This is a genomic window from Klebsiella sp. OBRC7, assembly GCF_000293135.1.
Lineage (GTDB): Bacteria > Pseudomonadota > Gammaproteobacteria > Enterobacterales > Enterobacteriaceae > Klebsiella > Klebsiella michiganensis.
Genome location: NZ_ALNJ01000140.1, coordinates 68,475 through 87,022, shown reverse-complemented (window position 1 = coordinate 87,022; position 18,548 = coordinate 68,475). Strand labels below are relative to the sequence as shown.

The 18,548-nt window shown below is 55.4% G+C and carries 16 protein-coding genes and 1 riboswitch; of the genes, 11 read left to right on the top strand and 5 right to left on the bottom strand.

Annotated elements, in window-relative coordinates; translation table 11 throughout:
* The first annotated feature begins 1 nt into the window (after position 1).
* From leuC to aroD, 6 genes are all read left to right on the top strand, one after another.
* The gene (leuC, locus tag HMPREF1144_RS26490) at positions 2 to 1,402 is read left to right on the top strand and encodes a 3-isopropylmalate dehydratase large subunit (RefSeq protein ID WP_009654591.1); all 1,401 of its coding nucleotides are present in this window, start codon (positions 2 to 4) and stop codon (positions 1,400 to 1,402) included.
* Between the two features lie 10 nt (positions 1,403 to 1,412).
* Positions 1,413 to 2,018 (top strand): 3-isopropylmalate dehydratase small subunit, encoded by a 606-nt coding sequence (gene leuD / locus HMPREF1144_RS26485; protein ID WP_004098561.1) that lies wholly within the window; start codon positions 1,413 to 1,415, stop codon positions 2,016 to 2,018.
* Between the two features lie 402 nt (positions 2,019 to 2,420).
* Positions 2,421 to 4,454, top strand: coding sequence for an FAD-dependent oxidoreductase (locus tag HMPREF1144_RS26480; RefSeq protein ID WP_004098560.1), 2,034 nt, complete (start codon positions 2,421 to 2,423; stop codon positions 4,452 to 4,454).
* Between the two features lie 10 nt (positions 4,455 to 4,464).
* Positions 4,465 to 5,328 carry a shikimate dehydrogenase gene (locus HMPREF1144_RS26475; protein ID WP_004108154.1) on the top strand — a complete coding sequence of 288 codons (864 nt, stop codon included), beginning with the start codon at positions 4,465 to 4,467 and terminating at the stop codon, positions 5,326 to 5,328.
* Between the two features lie 11 nt (positions 5,329 to 5,339).
* Positions 5,340 to 6,554: an MFS transporter gene (locus tag HMPREF1144_RS26470; protein WP_004098558.1), complete on the top strand. Its 1,215-nt coding sequence runs from the start codon at positions 5,340 to 5,342 to the stop codon at positions 6,552 to 6,554.
* A gap of 33 nt (positions 6,555 to 6,587) precedes the next feature.
* Positions 6,588 to 7,343, top strand: coding sequence for a type I 3-dehydroquinate dehydratase (gene aroD / locus HMPREF1144_RS26465; protein WP_004098557.1), 756 nt, complete (start codon positions 6,588 to 6,590; stop codon positions 7,341 to 7,343).
* Positions 7,344 to 7,381: 38 nt separating this feature from the next.
* Here aroD and HMPREF1144_RS26460 read toward each other — a convergent pair whose 3' ends face one another.
* Positions 7,382 to 8,278: a LysR family transcriptional regulator gene (locus HMPREF1144_RS26460; protein WP_004098556.1), complete on the bottom strand. Its 897-nt coding sequence runs from the start codon at positions 8,276 to 8,278 to the stop codon at positions 7,382 to 7,384.
* A 230-nt stretch (positions 8,279 to 8,508) separates the two neighbouring features.
* On the opposite strand from HMPREF1144_RS26460, the gene HMPREF1144_RS26455 reads away from it, so the two are divergent.
* A complete protein-coding gene (locus HMPREF1144_RS26455; RefSeq protein ID WP_004098554.1) occupies positions 8,509 to 9,819 on the top strand; it encodes an MFS transporter in 1,311 nt (436 codons plus the stop codon).
* A 47-nt stretch (positions 9,820 to 9,866) separates the two neighbouring features.
* On the opposite strand, the gene HMPREF1144_RS26450 is transcribed toward HMPREF1144_RS26455, so the two are convergent.
* Both HMPREF1144_RS26450 and sgrT read right to left on the bottom strand, forming a co-directional pair.
* Entirely contained in the window at positions 9,867 to 11,051 is a 1,185-nt protein-coding gene (locus HMPREF1144_RS26450; RefSeq protein WP_009654594.1) for a sugar efflux transporter, read from the bottom strand.
* Positions 11,052 to 11,279: 228 nt separating this feature from the next.
* Positions 11,280 to 11,432 (bottom strand): glucose uptake inhibitor SgrT, encoded by a 153-nt coding sequence (gene sgrT / locus HMPREF1144_RS32120; protein WP_004098552.1) that lies wholly within the window; start codon positions 11,430 to 11,432, stop codon positions 11,280 to 11,282.
* Between the two features lie 87 nt (positions 11,433 to 11,519).
* Between sgrT and sgrR the strand changes: the two genes are divergently transcribed.
* The 4 genes from sgrR (at position 11,520) to thiQ (ending at position 16,661) form a co-directional block, all read left to right on the top strand.
* Positions 11,520 to 13,175 (top strand): HTH-type transcriptional regulator SgrR, encoded by a 1,656-nt coding sequence (sgrR, locus tag HMPREF1144_RS26445; RefSeq protein ID WP_004098551.1) that lies wholly within the window; start codon positions 11,520 to 11,522, stop codon positions 13,173 to 13,175.
* Positions 13,176 to 13,212: 37 nt separating this feature from the next.
* A riboswitch (TPP riboswitch) is annotated at positions 13,213 to 13,375 on the top strand.
* Positions 13,376 to 13,406: 31 nt separating this feature from the next.
* Positions 13,407 to 14,390 (top strand): thiamine ABC transporter substrate binding subunit, encoded by a 984-nt coding sequence (thiB, locus tag HMPREF1144_RS26440; RefSeq protein WP_009654640.1) that lies wholly within the window; start codon positions 13,407 to 13,409, stop codon positions 14,388 to 14,390.
* Positions 14,366 to 15,976 (top strand): thiamine/thiamine pyrophosphate ABC transporter permease ThiP, encoded by a 1,611-nt coding sequence (gene thiP / locus HMPREF1144_RS26435; protein WP_009654548.1) that lies wholly within the window; start codon positions 14,366 to 14,368, stop codon positions 15,974 to 15,976. Before thiB ends, thiP begins: the two co-directional genes overlap by 25 nt.
* Complete coding sequence (gene thiQ / locus HMPREF1144_RS26430; protein ID WP_009654550.1) at positions 15,960 to 16,661, top strand: thiamine ABC transporter ATP-binding protein ThiQ; 702 nt, start codon at positions 15,960 to 15,962, stop codon at positions 16,659 to 16,661. Before thiP ends, thiQ begins: the two co-directional genes overlap by 17 nt.
* On the opposite strand, the gene HMPREF1144_RS26425 is transcribed toward thiQ, so the two are convergent.
* Positions 16,648 to 17,415: a DedA family protein gene (locus tag HMPREF1144_RS26425; protein WP_004098546.1), complete on the bottom strand. Its 768-nt coding sequence runs from the start codon at positions 17,413 to 17,415 to the stop codon at positions 16,648 to 16,650. The two genes, thiQ and HMPREF1144_RS26425, sit on opposite strands and share 14 nt — an antisense overlap.
* 128 nt (positions 17,416 to 17,543) lie before the next feature.
* The gene (gene araC, locus HMPREF1144_RS26420) at positions 17,544 to 18,389 is read right to left on the bottom strand and encodes an arabinose operon transcriptional regulator AraC (protein ID WP_004098545.1); all 846 of its coding nucleotides are present in this window, start codon (positions 18,387 to 18,389) and stop codon (positions 17,544 to 17,546) included.
* Positions 18,390 to 18,548 lie beyond the last annotated feature (159 nt).

The following is an 18,548-nucleotide window of genomic DNA, read 5'->3' as shown; positions in this document are numbered from 1 at the left end:
CATGGCGAAGACGTTATACGAAAAGTTGTTCGATGCTCACGTGGTTTATGAAGCGCAAAACGAAACCCCGCTGCTGTATATTGACCGCCATCTGGTTCACGAAGTGACCTCGCCGCAGGCGTTTGACGGTCTGCGCGCCCACAAACGCCCGGTACGTCAGCCGGGCAAAACCTTCGCCACGATGGATCACAACGTTTCGACGCAGACGAAAGACATTAACGCGTCCGGCGAAATGGCGCGTATCCAGATGCAGGAGTTAATTAAAAACTGCAAAGAGTTCGGCGTGGAACTGTACGATCTGAACCACCCTTTCCAGGGCATCGTCCACGTGATGGGGCCGGAACAGGGCGTCACCCTGCCGGGTATGACCATCGTCTGCGGCGACTCACACACGGCAACCCATGGCGCATTCGGCGCGCTGGCCTTCGGTATCGGCACCTCTGAAGTCGAACACGTCCTGGCTACGCAGACGCTGAAGCAGGGTCGCGCTAAAACCATGAAGATCGAAGTCAAAGGTAAAGCGGCTCCGGGCATCACCGCCAAAGACATCGTTCTGGCGATCATCGGTAAAACCGGCAGCGCCGGCGGTACCGGGCACGTTGTTGAATTTTGCGGCGAAGCCATTCGCGATTTAAGCATGGAAGGCCGCATGACCCTGTGCAATATGGCTATCGAAATGGGCGCAAAAGCAGGCCTGGTCGCACCTGACCAGACCACATTTGATTACGTGAAAGGCCGCCTGCACGCGCCGAAAGGCAAGGATTTTGACGAAGCCGTCGCCTGGTGGAAAACCCTGACCACCGATGATGGCGCGACGTTTGACAGCATTGTCACCCTGCAGGCGGAAGAGATTGCCCCGCAGGTCACCTGGGGCACCAACCCAGGCCAGGTCATCTCCGTCACCGATATCATCCCGGACCCGGCATCATTCACCGACCCGGTAGAGCGCGCGAGCGCTGAGAAAGCGCTGGCCTATATGGGCCTGAAATCTGGCGTACCGTTAACCGACGTGGCGATTGATAAAGTCTTTATCGGCTCCTGCACCAACTCGCGCATTGAAGACTTACGCGCGGCGGCCGAGATCGCGAAAGGCCGTAAAGTGGCGCCGGGCGTTCAGGCGCTGGTCGTGCCAGGCTCTGGTCCGGTAAAAGCGCAGGCCGAAGCCGAAGGCCTGGATAAAATCTTTATTGAAGCCGGCTTTGAGTGGCGTTTACCCGGCTGCTCCATGTGCCTGGCGATGAACAACGACCGCCTGAACCCGGGCGAGCGCTGCGCCTCCACCAGCAACCGTAACTTTGAAGGCCGTCAGGGCCGCGGCGGGCGCACTCACCTGGTCAGCCCGGCCATGGCAGCTGCGGCGGCCGTTACCGGTCATTTCGCCGATATCCGTAGCTTGAAATAAGGAAACCATCATGGCAGAGAAATTTACCCAACATACCGGCCTGGTGGTTCCGCTGGACGCCGCGAACGTCGATACCGATGCAATCATTCCAAAGCAGTTCCTGCAGAAAGTCACGCGTACCGGTTTTGGCGCCCATCTGTTTAACGACTGGCGCTTCCTGGACGACAAAGGCGAACAGCCTAACCCGGAATTCGTGCTGAACTTCCCGGAATATAAAGGTGCCTCTATCCTGCTGGCGCGGGAAAACTTCGGCTGCGGCTCTTCGCGCGAGCACGCGCCGTGGGCGCTGACCGATTACGGTTTTAAAGTCGTTATCGCGCCGAGCTTCGCCGATATCTTCTACGGCAACAGCTTTAACAATCAGCTGCTGCCGGTCACCCTGAATGAAGCGCAGGTCGATGAGCTGTTCAAGCTGGTCCACTCTCAGCCGGGCATTAAGTTTGAAGTCGATCTGGAAGCCGAAGTGGTTAAAGCAGGCGATAAATCTTACAGCTTTAAAATTGATGCTTTTCGCCGCCACTGCATGCTGAACGGTCTGGACAGCATCGGCCTGACTTTGCAGCATGAAGAGGCGATCTCAGCCTATGAGAAAAAACAGCCGGCCTTTATGAATTAAGGCAGCCGCCATTTATATCTCAGCCCGGACCGCGATCCGGGCTTTTTTTCGCCGGTAAAAATGAGATCTGGCGCACATATATCAATATTCGTCGCTATAACGGGGCGACATTTTCGCCGCGATAAAAATAAATCATTATCAATTGGGCATCTATTCAATCATTCCCCTACTCTTTTTGTGTCATTCCACAAGTACAAGTAAAAAATCGATTGAAATATTTAAGGTAAAAACACTAATGTGTAAAGAAATTGTTAATCCCATAGAATCACGCTATAGCTCCGCGCAAAAAAAAGCATTATTTTTCTATTAAACGCCTCGTTATCTTTCCCCACAGAGAAATATTAACTTTGGACAGGCCACAATCGCCGTAAAAGGCCATCAGGCATCCAGTGGAGAGAGCATATGAGCCACTATCCCCATCTTTTTTCCCCGTTGACCATTAACGGAATGACAATAAAAAACCGCATCATCATGCCGCCAATGGGCACTAACCTGGCGAGCCTGAACGGGGAAGTCACGCAGGAGCAGATTGACTACTATGAGCTACGCGCGCGGGGCGGCACAGGACTCATCACTATCGAGAATATTTGCATCGATTTTCCTTTCGCCTCTAACGGCACTACGCAGCTGCGTATCGATAACGATCAATATATTCCGCGCCTGTTCAAATTAACCGAAACCTTACATAAACACGGCGCCTGCGTCAGTATTCAATTAAACCACGCCGGCGCGTCGGCCTATGCGTATCGCCTGAACGGCGAAATGCCGCTGTCTTCTTCCAGCACGCCGTCCAAAAAGAACGGGAATATTCCCCGCCCGATGACGCACGATGAGATATATCATGCCGTCGATAAATTTGGTGACGCGGCGGAGCGCGTTCGCCGCGCTGGATTCGACTGCGTGGAAATTCACGCCGGCCACTCTTATTTAATTAGCCAGTTTTTATCACCGCTGTTTAATAAGCGCACCGATGAATTTGGCGGCAGCGTAGAGAATCGCGCCAGAATATTAACCTTAATCGTCGATAAGGTACGGGCCTGCGTAGGCCCGCGTTTTCCGGTCAGCCTGCGTATTAGCGCCGATGACTTTCTGAAAGGTGGAAATACGCTCGAAGACTCCTTGCGGATCCTCGAACTGTGCCAGGAAAAAGTGGATATTATCAACGTCTCCGCCGCGCAAAACGACAACCTCAATTTCCAGATTGACCAGATGTCTCTGGAAGATGGCTGGAAGCGCTACCTCTCCCGCGCGGTACGCGACAAATTCCACAAGCCCACGGTGATTGCCGGTAACATCCGTACCCCGAAAGTCGCCGAAGATATTATCGCCAGCGGCGATGCCGACCTGATTGCCATTGGCCGCGGCCTGATCGCCGAGCCGGAGTGGGTGCAAAAAGTTCAAAGCGGCAACGAACGTTTGATGCGGAAATGCATCTCCTGCAACATTGGCTGCGCGGATCACCGCATCGCCCGCTCCCGCCCTCTTCGCTGCTCGATCAACCCGGATATCATCCACGGCGACGCGTATAAGCAGCAGCGCGTGATCCGCGATACCAACGTCGTGGTCATCGGCGCGGGTACGGCGGGAATGGAAGCGGCCTGCACCGCGGCTGAAGTCGGCTGCCATACCTGGCTGCTGGAAGAGAAGCACAGCATCGGCGGACTGGCCAGCGAGATCTCCCTGCTGCCGGAGAAAAAGCGTATCGCTGATTTTCCGCAGTTTATGAAAAACCGTATCGCCTCGCTCGATAACCTGATGCTGCAGGTCGGCAGACGCGCCACCGTGGCGTCCGTTTCCGCTCTTCGCCCGGATTTAATCGTCAACGCAACCGGTTCAGTTCCTCTACTACCGCCAATTGAAGGACTGCGCGAGAACATCGATGTCGAAGGCGGAAACGTCTTCTCCATCACCAACATGATTCATCATCTGGACCAGTTTGCCGATGCTACAGGTAAACGCATCGCCGTCGTCGGCGCAGGCGCCGTGGGTCTGGACGTTATCGAGTACTTCTCCGCGCGCGGTGCCAGCGCCGTGCTTATCGAGATGCAGGACGCGCCGGGTCGCGATCTGGACATCATTACCAAAAACGCCATGTTGACCATGCTCGATGAACATCACGTGGAACAGCACATGCGCACGCAGCTGGTTGCCGTCACCCCGACGCATTTCACCGTTAAAAACGCGGATGGCACCTTCGACATTCCTTTCGATTACGGCTTCGTCTGCCTGGGAATGCGCGCCAACACCGCCGGTCTCAATGAGATTGAACAATGGGCCAGAGCCAATAACGTAAAAATAATGAACATCGGCGACAGCCTGATGGCCCGGCGAATCATTGATGGCGTGCGCGAAGGGCGCAACGTGCTGGACACCCTCGAAGATATGGGCGCTCTCGGCAACCGCGAATCGACAAAAATTCCATTTCTAACATATTGAGGACTTTATCATGGCAGAACGTATTACTGGACACACCGAGCTGATTGGCCTGATTGCGACTCCGATTCGCCACAGCATGTCGCCAACCATGCATAACGAAGCTTTTGCTCATCTGGGGCTGGACTATGTTTACCTGGCCTTCGAAGTGGGTAACGAAGAGCTGAAAGACGTGGTACAGGGCTTTCGCGCGTTAAAACTGCGCGGCTGTAACGTCTCCATGCCGAACAAAACGGAGATTTGCCAGTATCTTGACAAGCTCTCGCCGGCGGCAGAACTGGTTGGCGCGGTGAATACCGTGGTGAACGACAATGGCGTCCTGACCGGCCACATTACCGATGGCACCGGATATATGCGCGCGCTCAAAGAAGAAGGCATTGATATCATCGGCAAAAAGATGACCGTTCTGGGCGCTGGCGGTGCGGCAACCGCGCTCTGCGTTCAGGCCGCGCTTGATGGCGTCAAAGCGATCTCCATCTTCAACCGCAAAGATAAATTCTTCGCCAATGCAGAACAGACCGTTGCCAAAATCCGTAATAACACCAACTGCGAGATCCACCTGTTCGATCTGGACGATCATGACAAACTGCGCGCGGAAATCGACAGCAGCGTCATTCTGACTAACGCCACCGGCGTGGGGATGAAACCATTTGAAGGCCAGATGCTGCTGCCTGACGACAGCTTCCTGCGCCCGGATCTGATCGTTTCTGACGTGGTCTATAACCCGCGCAAAACTTATCTGCTGGAAGTGGCTGAGAAAAAAGGCTGCCGCACCATCAACGGTCTGGGGATGATGCTCTGGCAAGGTGCGCGCGCTTTTGAAATCTGGACAGGCAAAGAAATGCCGGTTGAACACGTCAAAAATATCCTGTTCTAAGGATGGGCGCGATGAAAAATCAATATGTCCCAACGGCAGCTGGGCTCTATCTCAACTATCTGATCCACGGCATGGGGGTTTTGTTAATTACCCTCAATATGGCGAATCTGCAGGAACAGTGGGGAACCGACGCTGCCGGCGTCTCCATCGTCATTTCGTCGCTCGGGATCGGTAAGCTCGCCACGATCGTCACAGGATTCCTGTCCGACCGTTTTGGCCGTAAACCTTTTATCTATCTCGGCATCGCCAGCTATGTGGTGTTTTTCCTCGGTATTCTACTGACGAAAAACATTTATATGGCCTACTTCTTCGGCATTATGGCGGGCCTGGCGAACAGCTTCCTCGACTCCGGGACCTACCCGGCGCTGATGGAAGCTTTCCCTAACTCCGCCAGCCGGGCAAATGTGCTGATCAAAGCCTTTGTCTCTGCCGGGCAGTTCCTGCTGCCGTTCATTATCGGTGCGCTGATTTGGGCGAATATGTGGTACGGATGGTCGTTTATCATCGCCGCTGTATTGATGATTATTAGCGCTATCTACCTGATAAAAATGCCTTTCCCGGATCATCGGGCGAAAAAGGAAAGCGCAGAGAAATCAGTGACTGCCGCCGCCGCTCCGCAGGCGGACTCCGGCAAACTGGATATGGTCATCTTTACCCTGTACGGCTATATCGGTATGGCGACTTTTTATCTGGTCAGCCAGTGGTTAGCTCAGTACGGCGAGTTCGTTGCCGGCATCCCGCACGAGTCGGCCATTAAACTCCTGAGCGTCTATACTGCCGGTTCCCTGACCTGCGTGTTCGTCACCGCGGCCTTTGTCAAAGAGGTATTTAGCTCGGCCGTCGCCATGATCGTTTACACTTTCCTGTCGATGATGTCACTGCTGATCGTTTGCCTGTTCCCTACGCCAATGATAGTGACCGGCTTCGCCTTTATCATCGGCTTTGCCGCCGCCGGCGGCGTGCTGCAGATAGGCGCGACCATTATGGCCATGAGCTTCCCGAACGGAAAAGGCAAAGCCACCGGGATCTTTTATACCGCAGGAAGTCTGGCCAGCTTTACGATCCCGCTGATCACGGCAAAACTGTCGAAGATAGGTATTGCCAGCATTATGTGGTTCGATCTTCTGATCGCGATCGTCGGCTTTGTGATCGCCCTGTACATCGGTTATCGTCAGCTTCAGGTTCGCGCCGCTGCAAAAACATCCCGGGTTGCAGCAACCGCCTGATGGTCAATGACAAAAAGAATAATGGATACCAACATGACTCAAGCAGTAACAGTAAAAAACATCACCTTCCAGGAAGGGGAAACCTTAATCTGCGTACCGCTGATCGGCAAAACGCTCGCCGAGCTGCAGAATAACGCGCGCGCGCTGGCTACCGCCGGAGCCGATATTATCGAGTGGCGCGTCGATCACTTCACCCAGGTCAGAGAAACGGAGCAGGTACTGCTGGCGCTCGGTGAGATTCGCCAGCTGCTGAAAGAGATCCCGCTGCTGTTCACCTTCCGCAGTAAAAAAGAGGGTGGCGAAACGGAAATCAGTGACGAAGCCTATTTTGAGCTGAATCGCCAGGCGGCCGTTAGCGGTCTGACCGACGTGATTGATATCGAGTTATTCAACGACGAAGCGCAAATTCGCTCGCTGGTGAACGATGCCCACGCTGCGGGCGTCAAAGTTATCATGAGCAATCATGATTTCCATAAAACGCCGGCTCAGGAAGATATCATCTACCGCCTGCGCCGCATGCAGGATCTTGGCGCCGATCTGCCGAAGATCGCGGTCATGCCTCAGTCGCCGCAGGATGTCCTGACCCTGCTCTCGGCAACCCTGACGATGAAAGAGAAGTACGCGACTCGGCCATTAATCACGATGTCGATGGGTAAATCCGGCGGCGTGAGCCGGGTAACCGGCCGTTTGTTTGGTTCAGCAATGACCTTCGGTACCGTCGGTCAGGCTTCTGCGCCTGGACAAATCGCCATCACCCAGCTGCGTGAACTGATGGATATTCTTTCCTGATAAAACATCGCCCGGGGGTCACCCTCCGGGCGATGCTGCTAGCGGATTTTTTGGCTGTCATTAATAATGACATCTTTAAATGACTGAATTGCCGGAGAAAGTACCCGCTCTTTCATCGTTGCCAGATAGATATAACGCGGAGGAATCGCATTTTTAATCGTCAGGATATGCACGTTGTAATACGAGAGCGCGGAAATTCGCGGCATAATCGCAATACCGTAATCAATACTGACCAGCCCCGCCATCGCCGTATCCTCATCAACGTAGCAGGCAATATCCGGCACCAGCTTTTGCTGCATAAACACGTTATCAATAAAGGGGCGTAACCCGCTATTTTCCGAAAAATAGATATAGGGATAGTGGATAGTCTCCACCAGGTCGACCTCATTTTCATACAGCCTGGCCAGAGGGTGATCTTTTGCCGTCACCACGACCAGCTCCTGCTGAATAATAGGAATAAAGTCGATATCAGGTTCATCCGCAATATAGGAACAAATCGCCAGGTCGCTTTTCCCGGCCTTCAGTTCCTGCAGAAGCGTTAACGACGTTCCCTGAGTAAAAGAAAATGTCACATTGTGACGAGATGGTGAAAGGGAATATTTATTAATTAACTGCGGAACAACATGTTCGCCCATGGTATAAATAAACGCAATGCGAATATTTTCCTTGTTCTCGTCGCTATTTTTTTGCAACGTCATGCGGCCATTCTCTAATGAGGCCAGGGCATCTTCGACGTAGGGCAGAAAGCGCTTACCATTCTGCGTAATTTTGACATTGCGCCCTTTTCTGGCAAATAGCGCCACGCCAAGCTCTTTCTCCAGCTCAGATATGGCGTGGCTTAGCGAGGGTTGGGTGATAAAAAGACTGGAGGCAGCTTCAGTGTAGTGCTCGGTTTCTGCCAGCCGCTTAAAATAATAAAGTTGCTTTAGGTTCATTATTTTTGCTCGTATAATATAAGAATAAAACTCATGCCCCTAATATACCATACAGGCTATCGATGATGAGCCAAAAAGGAGAAATATCGGGGTCATATCAAATATTGTTCTGCCATGTCACAGAAGCCGTAACAAAGCGTGACTTATCATCGATAGCGTCAACGTCAAATAAAATATTTTTGCCTGCATAACTTCATGCAAAAATATTTTAAACTTTAAAGGAAATCACTATGAGGACGATCGATGCTCAGGAACGGCCGATTTTTCCGTCGGCCACGCAAAAGCGAACTAAAACGCGAATTGTAATTTTAATGTTACTATCGATAGGGACGATGATAAATTATCTCGATCGGACTATTTTAGGTGTTGTTGCGCCCAAGTTAACGAGTGAAATAGATATTGACCCGGCCATGATGGGGATCGTTTTTTCCGCTTTCGCCTGGACCTACGCGCTGGCGCAAATCCCCGGCGGGATGTTTCTCGATCGCTTCGGCAATAAGCTGACCTACGCGCTTTCTATTTTTTTCTGGTCAACCTTTACCTTACTGCAAAGCTTTTCTGTCGGTCTAAAATCGCTGCTGCTGCTGCGTTTAGGCTTAGGTATCAGCGAAGCCCCCTGTTTCCCGGTTAATAGCCGTGTCGTCAGTAAATGGTTTCCGCAGCATGAACGCGCCCGGGCAACGGCGACTTACACCGTCGGTGAATATATTGGCCTGGCCGCATTCTCTCCGCTCCTTTTTTTAATTCTGGAGCATCATGGCTGGAGAACGCTATTTTTCCTGACCGGTGGGTTGGGTATTGCGTTTACTTTTGTATGGTGGAAGTTTTATCACGAGCCGCATGAATCAAAAACAGCAAATAAAGAAGAGCTGGAGTATATCGGCGTAGAAAATACGGTATCCGTCAATGAAAATATCCCTTTCAACTGGCATGATGCGAAACGTCTGCTGTGCTGCCGGCAAATCATCGGCGCCAGCCTTGGTCAATTTGCCGGTAACACCACGCTGGTTTTCTTCCTGACATGGTTCCCGACTTATCTGGCTAACGAACGCCACCTCCCCTGGCTTCACGTGGGTTTCTTCGCCTCCTGGCCGTTCCTGGCCGCGGCTATCGGTATCTTTTTCGGCGGTTGGGTATCCGATAAAATAATAAAGAAAACCAACTCAGTAAATATTAGCAGAAAGCTGCCAATTATTTCCGGACTGCTACTGTCGAGCTGCATCATCATTGCTAACTGGGTCGATAGCAACACCGCAGTTATTATTATTATGTCGATTGCATTTTTTGGCCAGGGTATGGTTGGCCTCGGCTGGACGCTTATTTCTGACATTGCCCCTAAGAATATGGGCGGATTGACCGGCGGCATCTTCAACTTCTGTGCTAATATGGCATCAATTATAACCCCATTAATTATTGGGGTTATTATATCCATGACCGGTAATTTTTTCTATGCGCTGATTTATATCGGTTTAACCGCGCTGGTTGGCGTTATCGCGTATATTTTTATTATCGGCGATATTAAAAGGATCGTGTTGAAATAACCTGTCCAGCCCCAGTCCCGGCATCCTGCCGGGACTGGGGTGGCGATTCAGATATCTTTCACCCTGCTGGTCATAAACAGCGTCACCAGTGAAATTGCGGCAATCGTCCAGTAGACGCTGGCGTGACCATAGCTTTGCGACAGCGCGCCCTGAATCACCCCCGCCAGAATCACCCCGGTGGAAATACTGTTGGTAAACAGCGTCGTCGCGGCGCCCGCCCGTCCGGGCATCAGATCCTGAAACCACAGCATGCCAATCCCGGCAACAATCCCGATAAATACGGCATTAAACAGCTGTAGCACCAGCAGCGCCACGCGGTCGTGGAACAGAATCAGACCGATATAAAACAGCACGCCCGCCGCAACCGCTGTCACCATCATCTTGCGTTTGCCCCAGCGCTTAACGTAGTAGCCCGCCAGTATCATCGCCGGGATCTCCAGCCCGGCAGCGGTGCCCATCAGAATCCCGGCGAGGCTATCGGGAAGGCCAAGATCGCTGCTGATCCACAGAGGCATATCAATGATATACATGGTATTGCAGGTCCACATCAGCGTGGAGGCGATAAACAGCATGCGCACGTTTTTATCGTGCCATCCTCCGGCCTGCACCAGCACGTCAGCGCCTTCAGAAGGTTGCTCAACGCGGGCGACCGAGGGCAGTTTGACGGCGATCAGCGCCAGACTTATAACAAAGATCCCGGCGGCAATCGAAAACATGGTGGTGAAGCCATAATTCAGCGCCAGCATAAATGCCAGCGGTGGACCAATGACCCACGCCAGCGAAAGCTGCGCACGCATTATCGAACTGAACATCACCACTTCGCGCGCCGAGCTATCGGCATATTCCCGCGCCAGGGCAAAAAGCTGCGGCATCGCGGCATTCGCCACCGAGGCCAGCATAACCCCGCAGGTAATCAGCGTCAGATAGTGGCGATTAAAAGCGAACAGCAGCGCGTTTCCCACCGCCATCAGGCAGCAAAACATAATCAGCCGCCGGCGATCGCCCCGGCTGTCGGAGCGCTTAGCCAACGCCAGGCTGACCAGTATGCCGGCAATGGCGTTAACCGTATAGAACAGTCCTACCCAGAACGGCTGCGCGCCCACTTCGCGGCTGAGGAATAAACTGAGCGTCGGCGCCTGCAGCGCGCCGGCGATCCCCATCATGAAAGCGACAAGCATAAAAGCGGCGTAAACGCCGTTTAGACGACGCCCCATCGTCATTAACCACAGCATGAAATATCCTTAAGCACGCGAAGAAAACGAAAAAAGCCAGCAGAAGTATTCTGCTGGCGGGTGATTCTATACTCTATGGATTTCGAGTTGCGGGCAGGCGGCCAGAACGTAAGTGCCTGGAAACATAGATAACTATGTGGCCTGGGCGAGCGGGCGCAGCCAACGCACCTGCAGCTTGAAAGACGACGAGTATAACACCAATACTCAGTCACACATGATGTCTGCAAGTCAATGATCCGAGGTCTGCGACGTAACTCCCCACTGCATCAGTTCGCCGAGCATTTTCTGCTGTCTTCCTGCCATCAGGCGGGCCAGCCAGGACGCATCCTGCGTCGCAGAAAAGTAGCGTTGGTAGAACTGTTTCATGGTTGACCCCATCATATTCACCTCCTCGCTTCATCGACGTTGATTATTGACTTAATATAGGAAGTAATAAATTGCTGAGTTTTTATCAGGAGTTCCCCTTTTATGTCTTCCGGTCGTTTACAACAGCAGTTCATCCGCCTGTGGCAGTGCTGCGATGGCAAGTCGCAGGAGACCACGCTGAATGCGCTGGCAGAGATGCTAAGCTGCTCGCGCCGCCATATGCGTACCCTGCTCAACATGATGGAAGCGCGCGGCTGGCTGACCTGGGAAGCGGAGGCCGGGCGCGGCAAGCGCTCCCGCCTCTCTTTTCTCTATACCGGTCTCGCCCTGCAGCAGCAGAGGGCGGAAGATCTGCTGGATCAGGACAGAATCGATCAGCTGGTGCAGCTGGTTGGCGATAAAGCCGCCGTCCGGCAAATGCTGGTTTCCCATTTAGGCCGCAGCTTTCGTCAGGGCCGGCATATCCTGCGCGTGCTCTACTACCGGCCGATGAAAAATCTGCTGCCCGGCAGCGCGCTGCGCCGCTCGGAAACCCATATTGCCCGGCAGATTTTTAGCGCCCTGACGCGAGTAAATGAGGAAAATGGGGAACTGGAAGCCGATATTGCTCACCATTGGCAGCAGATCGCGCCGACCCACTGGCGTTTTTTTCTGCGTCCAGGCATTCATTTTCACCATGGGCGTGAGCTGGAGATGGAGGATGTCATCACCTCCCTGCAGCGCAGTAACGCGCTGCCGCTCTTCTCTCACATCGAGCGTATCGACTCCCCCACCGCCTGGACTCTCGACATTCATCTCAGCCAACCCGACCGCTGGCTACCGTGGTTGTTAAGCCAGGTCCCGGCCATGATACTCCCGCATGAGTGGCGAACGATGGAGAATTTCTCTAGCATCCCCGTGGGGACAGGGCCCTACTCGGTTGTGCGTAATAACCAGAATCAGCTCAAAATTCACGCCTTCGATGACTATTTCGGCTACCGGGCGCTGATCGATGAAGTGAACGTCTGGGTTCTGCCGGAAATCAGCGAAGAGCCCAACGGTGGGTTAACGTTACAGGGCACCACGCAAAGCGAAAAAGCGGTGGAAAGCCGCCTGGAAGAGGGGTGTTATTACCTGCTGTTCGACGCCCGCAGCCCGCTGGGCGGTAACAGCGCGGTACGCCAGTGGCTAAGCTATGTGTTCCAGCCCGCTAACCTGCTCTATCACGCGGGCGAGCACTATCAGGGCAACTGGTTCCCGGCGTATGGCCTGCTGCCCCGCTGGCATCATGCGCGAAGCCACGCCTGTGAAAAACCGCCCGGTCTTGAAACGGTCAGGCTGACCTACTACCAGGACCACGTCGAGCATCGCGTGATGGGCGGGATCATGGCAACGCTGCTGGCCGAGCATCAGGTTAAGCTGGAGATCCAGGAGCTGGAGTATCAGGAATGGCACCGCGGAGAGGTGGTCAGCGACGTTTGGCTCAACAGCGCCAACTTTACGCTGCCGATCGATTTCTCCCTGTTTGCCTGGCTGTATGAAGTTCCGCTGATTCGCAACTGTATCCCCATCGACTGGGAACAGGACGCCGCTCGCTGGCGCGCGGGCGAGCTGAACCCGGCCACCTGGAGCCAGCAGCTGTTGGCCAATCAAACCGTGGTGCCGCTGATCCACCACTGGCTGATGATCCAGGGGCAGCGCAGCATGCGCGGCGTACGCATGAACACGCTCGGCTGGTTTGACTTTAAGTCCGCATGGTTCGCACCGCCGGAGCCGTAATGCTTTCCGTTGGCAAACAAAATCATTACACTAACTGCCGTTCTCAACGGGGTGCTAATAAACATACGCAATCTCATTCAAGTTGCCTCAACGCGCGGTTAGCGCAGAAGCAACCCGAAGATAAAGCGTATGGGCTGAGAAAATACCCGTCGAACCTGATCCGGATAACGCCGGCGAAGGGATTTGAGGCCCACTCAAAATCCTTTGCCACCCCTTTTTCTGAGGTGCAAAGTGTTGAAAAAATTACTCCCCCTGCTGGCGCTGGTCGCCGCGCCCGTTTTTGCCAAACCGCTGCTCACCGTTTATACCTACGACTCATTCTCCGCCGACTGGGGCCCGGGCCCGGCGGTTAAAAAAGCCTTTGAAGCCGACTGCGGCTGCGAGCTGAAGTTCGTGGCGCTGGAAGATGGCGTCTCGCTGCTCAACCGCCTGCGAATGGAAGGCAAAAACAGCAAAGCCGACGTGGTGCTGGGGCTGGATAACAACCTGCTGGAAGCCGCTTCGCAAAGCAAGCTGTTCGCCAAAAGCGGCGTCCCGGCCAGCGCGGTCAGCGTGCCCGGCGGCTGGGACAACGACACCTTCGTGCCGTTCGATTACGGCTACTTCGCCTTTGTTTACGATAAAAACAAGCTGAAAAATCCGCCGAAAAGCCTGAAAGAGCTGGTTGAGGGCGAGCAAAAATGGCGGGTGATTTATGAAGATCCGCGCACCAGTACGCCGGGCCTGGGCCTGCTGCTGTGGATGCAAAAAGTCTACGGCGATAAAGCGCCGGAAGCCTGGCAGAAGCTGGCGGCGAAAACCGTTACCGTTACCAAGGGCTGGAGCGAAGCCTACGGCCTGTTCCTGAAAGGCGAAAGCGATCTGGTGCTGAGCTACACCACCTCCCCGGCTTACCACATTATCGAAGAGAAAAAAGATAACTACGCCGCGGCAAACTTCGCTGAAGGCCACTACCTGCAGGTTGAGGTAGCCGCCCGCACCGCGGCCAGCAAACAGCCGGAGCTGGCGGAAAAGTTCCTTAAATTTATGGTATCGCCGGGCTTCCAGAACGCGATCCCCACCGGCAACTGGATGTATCCGGTGACGACGGTTGCGCTTCCGGCAGGCTTTGACGCGCTGATGAAACCGCAAACGACCCTCGAATTCACACCGCAACAGGTGGCCGCCGAACGTCAGAACTGGATTAGCGCATGGCAACGCGCCGTCAGCCGCTAGCTTTCGGCTGGCTCCTGCCGGGACTCACGGCGGCCATCGTTCTGGTCGTCGTGGCGCTGGCCGCCTTTCTGGCGCTATGGTTTAGCGCCCCGGAGACCTCCTGGAACGCGCTTATCCGCGACAGCTATCTCTGGCACGTGGTGCGTTTCTCCTTCTGGCAGGCTTTCCTTTCCGCGCTTTTTTCGGTGCTACCGGCGATATTCCTCGCCCGTGCCCTGTACCGGCGGCGCTTCCCCGGGCGCACGCTGCTGCTGCGCCTTTGCGCGATGACCTTAATTCTGCCGGTACTGGTGGCGGTCTTCGGCATTCTTAGCGTCTACGGTCGTCAGGGCTGGCTGGCCCAGCTATGCCACGTTTTAGGCTGGCAGTGGGAATTCTCGCCCTACGGGCTACAGGGGATCCTGCTGGCGCACGTATTCTTTAATATGCCGATGGCCACGCGCCTGCTGCTGCAGACGCTGGAAAATATCCCCGGCGAACAGCGGCAAATCGCCGCCCAGCTCGGCATGCGCGGCTACGTCTTCTTCCGGCTGGTCGAGTGGCCGTGGCTGCGTCGGCAAATTCCACCGGTCGCGGCGCTGATCTTTATGCTCTGTTTCGCCAGCTTTGCGACCGTGCTGTCGCTGGGCGGCGGCCCGCGGGCGACCACCATCGAACTGGCGATTTACCAGGCCCTTAATTTCGACTACGACCCGGCGCGCGCGGCGATGCTGGCGCTTATCCAGATGGTCTGCTGCCTCGGGCTGGTGCTGCTTAGCCAGCGCCTGAGTAAAGCCCTCGCCATCGGGGCCAGCCATATTCGCGGCTGGCGCGATCCCGACGACCGGCTGTACAGCCGGCTGTGCGACGCGGCGCTGATTGGCGCGGCGCTTTTACTGCTGCTGCCGCCGCTGCTGGCGGTGATAGGCGACGGGCTGAACAGCAATCTGCTGAGCGTGCTGCATCAGCCGGCGCTGTGGCAGGCGCTGTGGACGTCGCTGCGTATCGCGCTTGCCGCCGGGTTCTTAAGCGTCATCCTGACCATGATGCTGCTCTGGAGCAGCCGCGAGCTTCGCGCCCGCCGTCACCCTCTGACCGGTCAGGCACTTGAGCTGAGCGGGATGCTGATCCTCGCCATGCCGGGCATCGTGCTGGCCACCGGTTTCTTCCTGTTGCTCAATAATAGCGTGGGCCTGCCCGAGTCCGCCGACGGTATCGTGATTTTCACCAATGCGCTGATGGCAATCCCCTATGCGCTCAAGGTACTGGAAAATCCGATGCGCGATATCGCCGCCCGCTACGGCACCCTCTGCCAGTCGCTGGGGATGCACGGCTTCACCCGCCTTCGGGTGGTCGAGCTTCGCGCTTTAAAGCGGCCGCTGGCCCAGGCGCTGGCCTTCGCCTGCGTGCTGTCAATTGGCGATTTCGGCGTCGTGGCGCTGTTCGGCAACGAAGATTTCCGTACGCTGCCGTTTTATCTGTATCAGCAAATTGGTTCTTACCGCAGCCAGGACGGCGCCGTGACCGCCCTTCTGCTTCTGCTGCTGTGCTTTTTACTCTTTAGCGTGATTGAAAAACTTCCGGGACGCGATGCTAAAACTGAATGATGTGACCTGGCTTTACCAGCATCTGCCGATGCGTTTTACACTTTCCGTCGAACGCGGTGAGCGCATCGCGGTTCTTGGCCCGAGCGGGGCCGGAAAAAGCACGCTGCTGAACCTGATTGCCGGTTTTTTAACGCCCGCCAGCGGCAGTATCGCGCTCGGCGGCCAGCTCCATACCCACACGCCGCCCGCGCGTCGTCCGGTATCAATGCTGTTTCAGGAAAATAATCTGTTCACCCATCTCACCATCCGCCAGAACATTGCGCTGGGAATGCACCCGGGCCTCAAGCTGAACGCGGATCAATCCGCCCATCTGCAGGCGATTGCCGGGCAGATGGGGATTGACGCGATGTTAGAGCGGCTGCCGGGCGAGCTTTCCGGCGGCCAGCGCCAGCGTGCGGCGCTGGCGCGCTGTCTGGTGCGCCAGCAGCCGGTACTGCTGCTGGATGAGCCCTTCTCGGCGCTCGATCCCGCGCTGAGGCTGGAGATGCTGACGCTGGTTGCCGACGTCTGCCAGCAGCGGCAGCTGACGCTGCTGATGGTCTCGCACAGCGTGGAAGATGCGGCGCGCATCGCGCCGCGGTCGGTGGTCGTGGCTGAGGGACGCATTGCCTGGGATGGCGCGACCGCCGCGCTGCTCAGCGGCAACAGCAGCGCCTCGGCGCTGCTGGGAATTAGCGCAAAATAACCTTCTGCAGGATGTCGAGATAGACCGGCATCAGCGGATGACGGAAGGCAAACACCAGCGCCGCGCCGGCGGCGCACACCGTGAGCGGAGCGAGCCACAGCAGGCGCGAGCGCGGCAGAAAACGGGTGAGACGATCGCCAGCGCTTTTGGCGCTGCGCCACAGCCGCCAGCATAGCCACGCCGCCAGCCACGCCAGCAGCGCCGCCCCCAGCAGCAGCCACTTAAAGCTGGCGCTATTCTCATCGGCCGGGATATCAATGGCCGCCCCGGCAAGGATTCCCGGTAAGAAGTAGAGCGGCGGCCACAGCAGGCAGCCGATGATATTCGGCGGGATGAACTTCGCGACCGGCAGATCGAGCATCCCGGCGACCATCGGCACCAGCGGGCGCGTCGGCCCGACGAAGCGGCCAATCAGAATCGTAAACATGCTGTGCTGATGCAGCGCATGTTCGGTTTTATCCAGCAGCGCTTTGTTTTTCTTTAAAAAAGACCAGCGATGCAGCGGCTTTTTAAACCGCCAGCCAAGCCAGAATGATATCCAGTCGCCGAGCAAACAGCCGATAATCCCCGCCAGCCACGCCTGCCAGAAGTTAACCTCGCCGCTGCCGATCAGCGCCCCCAATCCGGCCATCATCACCGTTCCCGGTAAGATAAGCCCCACCAGCGCCAGCGACTCGAGGAAGGCGACCAGCAGAACGGCTATCAGAGAATAGACCGTGGATTGAGTAATAAAGTGTTCCAGCAATGCTTGCATAATGTACCCGGTTTAAAAACGAAGCACGGATTCTCCGGAGCCGTTCATACTTCGTCAAGCCATCATTTGTTTGTATAGTTTACTGGCTGTGTTAAAAATCCGGGCCATCATTTCACTTTCTTTACTTTTTATTCACACCCTGCGCGAAACTCGCTCGGGCTGGCGCCGGTGCATTTCTTAAACACGCGCGAAAAGTAGAGCTGATCCTCAAAACCGACGTTACGGCCAACGGTCGCGATCGGCATCCGCGTCGTGCTCAGCAGCAGCTTGGCCTGGCTAATGCGCTGATCCTCCCGCCACCCCAGTACGCTGATCCCCAGCTGCTGGCGGAACAGATGCGACAGGCGCGACGGCGACAGGCACACGTGCTGGGCGACGCTGGCAATATCGAAATGGCTGTCCGCCAGATGATCGCTGATGTACTGGCAGGCATCGCGCACCCGGTTATCCAGCGGCGGATGCAGCGATTCGTTGATAGCTTCCATGCGCCTGAGCAGCAGCTGCTCCATAAGATTGATCGCCAGCAGCTCGGAGTAACGCCCGGCGCCCTGCCCGGCCTCCACAATCTGCCCGAACAGCTCGCCAAAGCGCGCCTGCCACTGCTCATCAGGGCGGAAAAAGCCGGTCTGGGCAAAAATCGTTGGCCAGTTAAGCCATTCATGCCAGTAGGCGCGCGGCCGGAAATAGACCCACTGGTGATACCACTCGCGGGCATCGGGATGGCGGCCATAATGGTGAATCTCTCCCGGCGGGAACAGCAGCATATCGCCAGGCCGGCAGATAAACTGCTCCCCGTGGTTATTGATCACCCCTTCGCCGCGAATCGTCAGATTGAGGATATAGCCCTTCATGCCCAGCGGACGGTCAATAAAAAAATCAAGATAGCCATCGGCTTCAATTGGCGTCAGGCCCGTCACCAGATGGGCGTTAAAAGAGTAACCCGGCAACAAAGGATCGTTTTGCGTTTCGGCCATAAACTCTGCTCTCCAGGAGACATTAAGGACACCAATTGTCCATACCTTGTATTTTATCCTCTGGCTGGTCGCTCGTGCTGCGACGCGGGTTAGAAATTGAATTAAAACCCGCCTCTTCTCGATAAAAACTGAGCACGGCGCACAGTTCAGGCGCTTTCA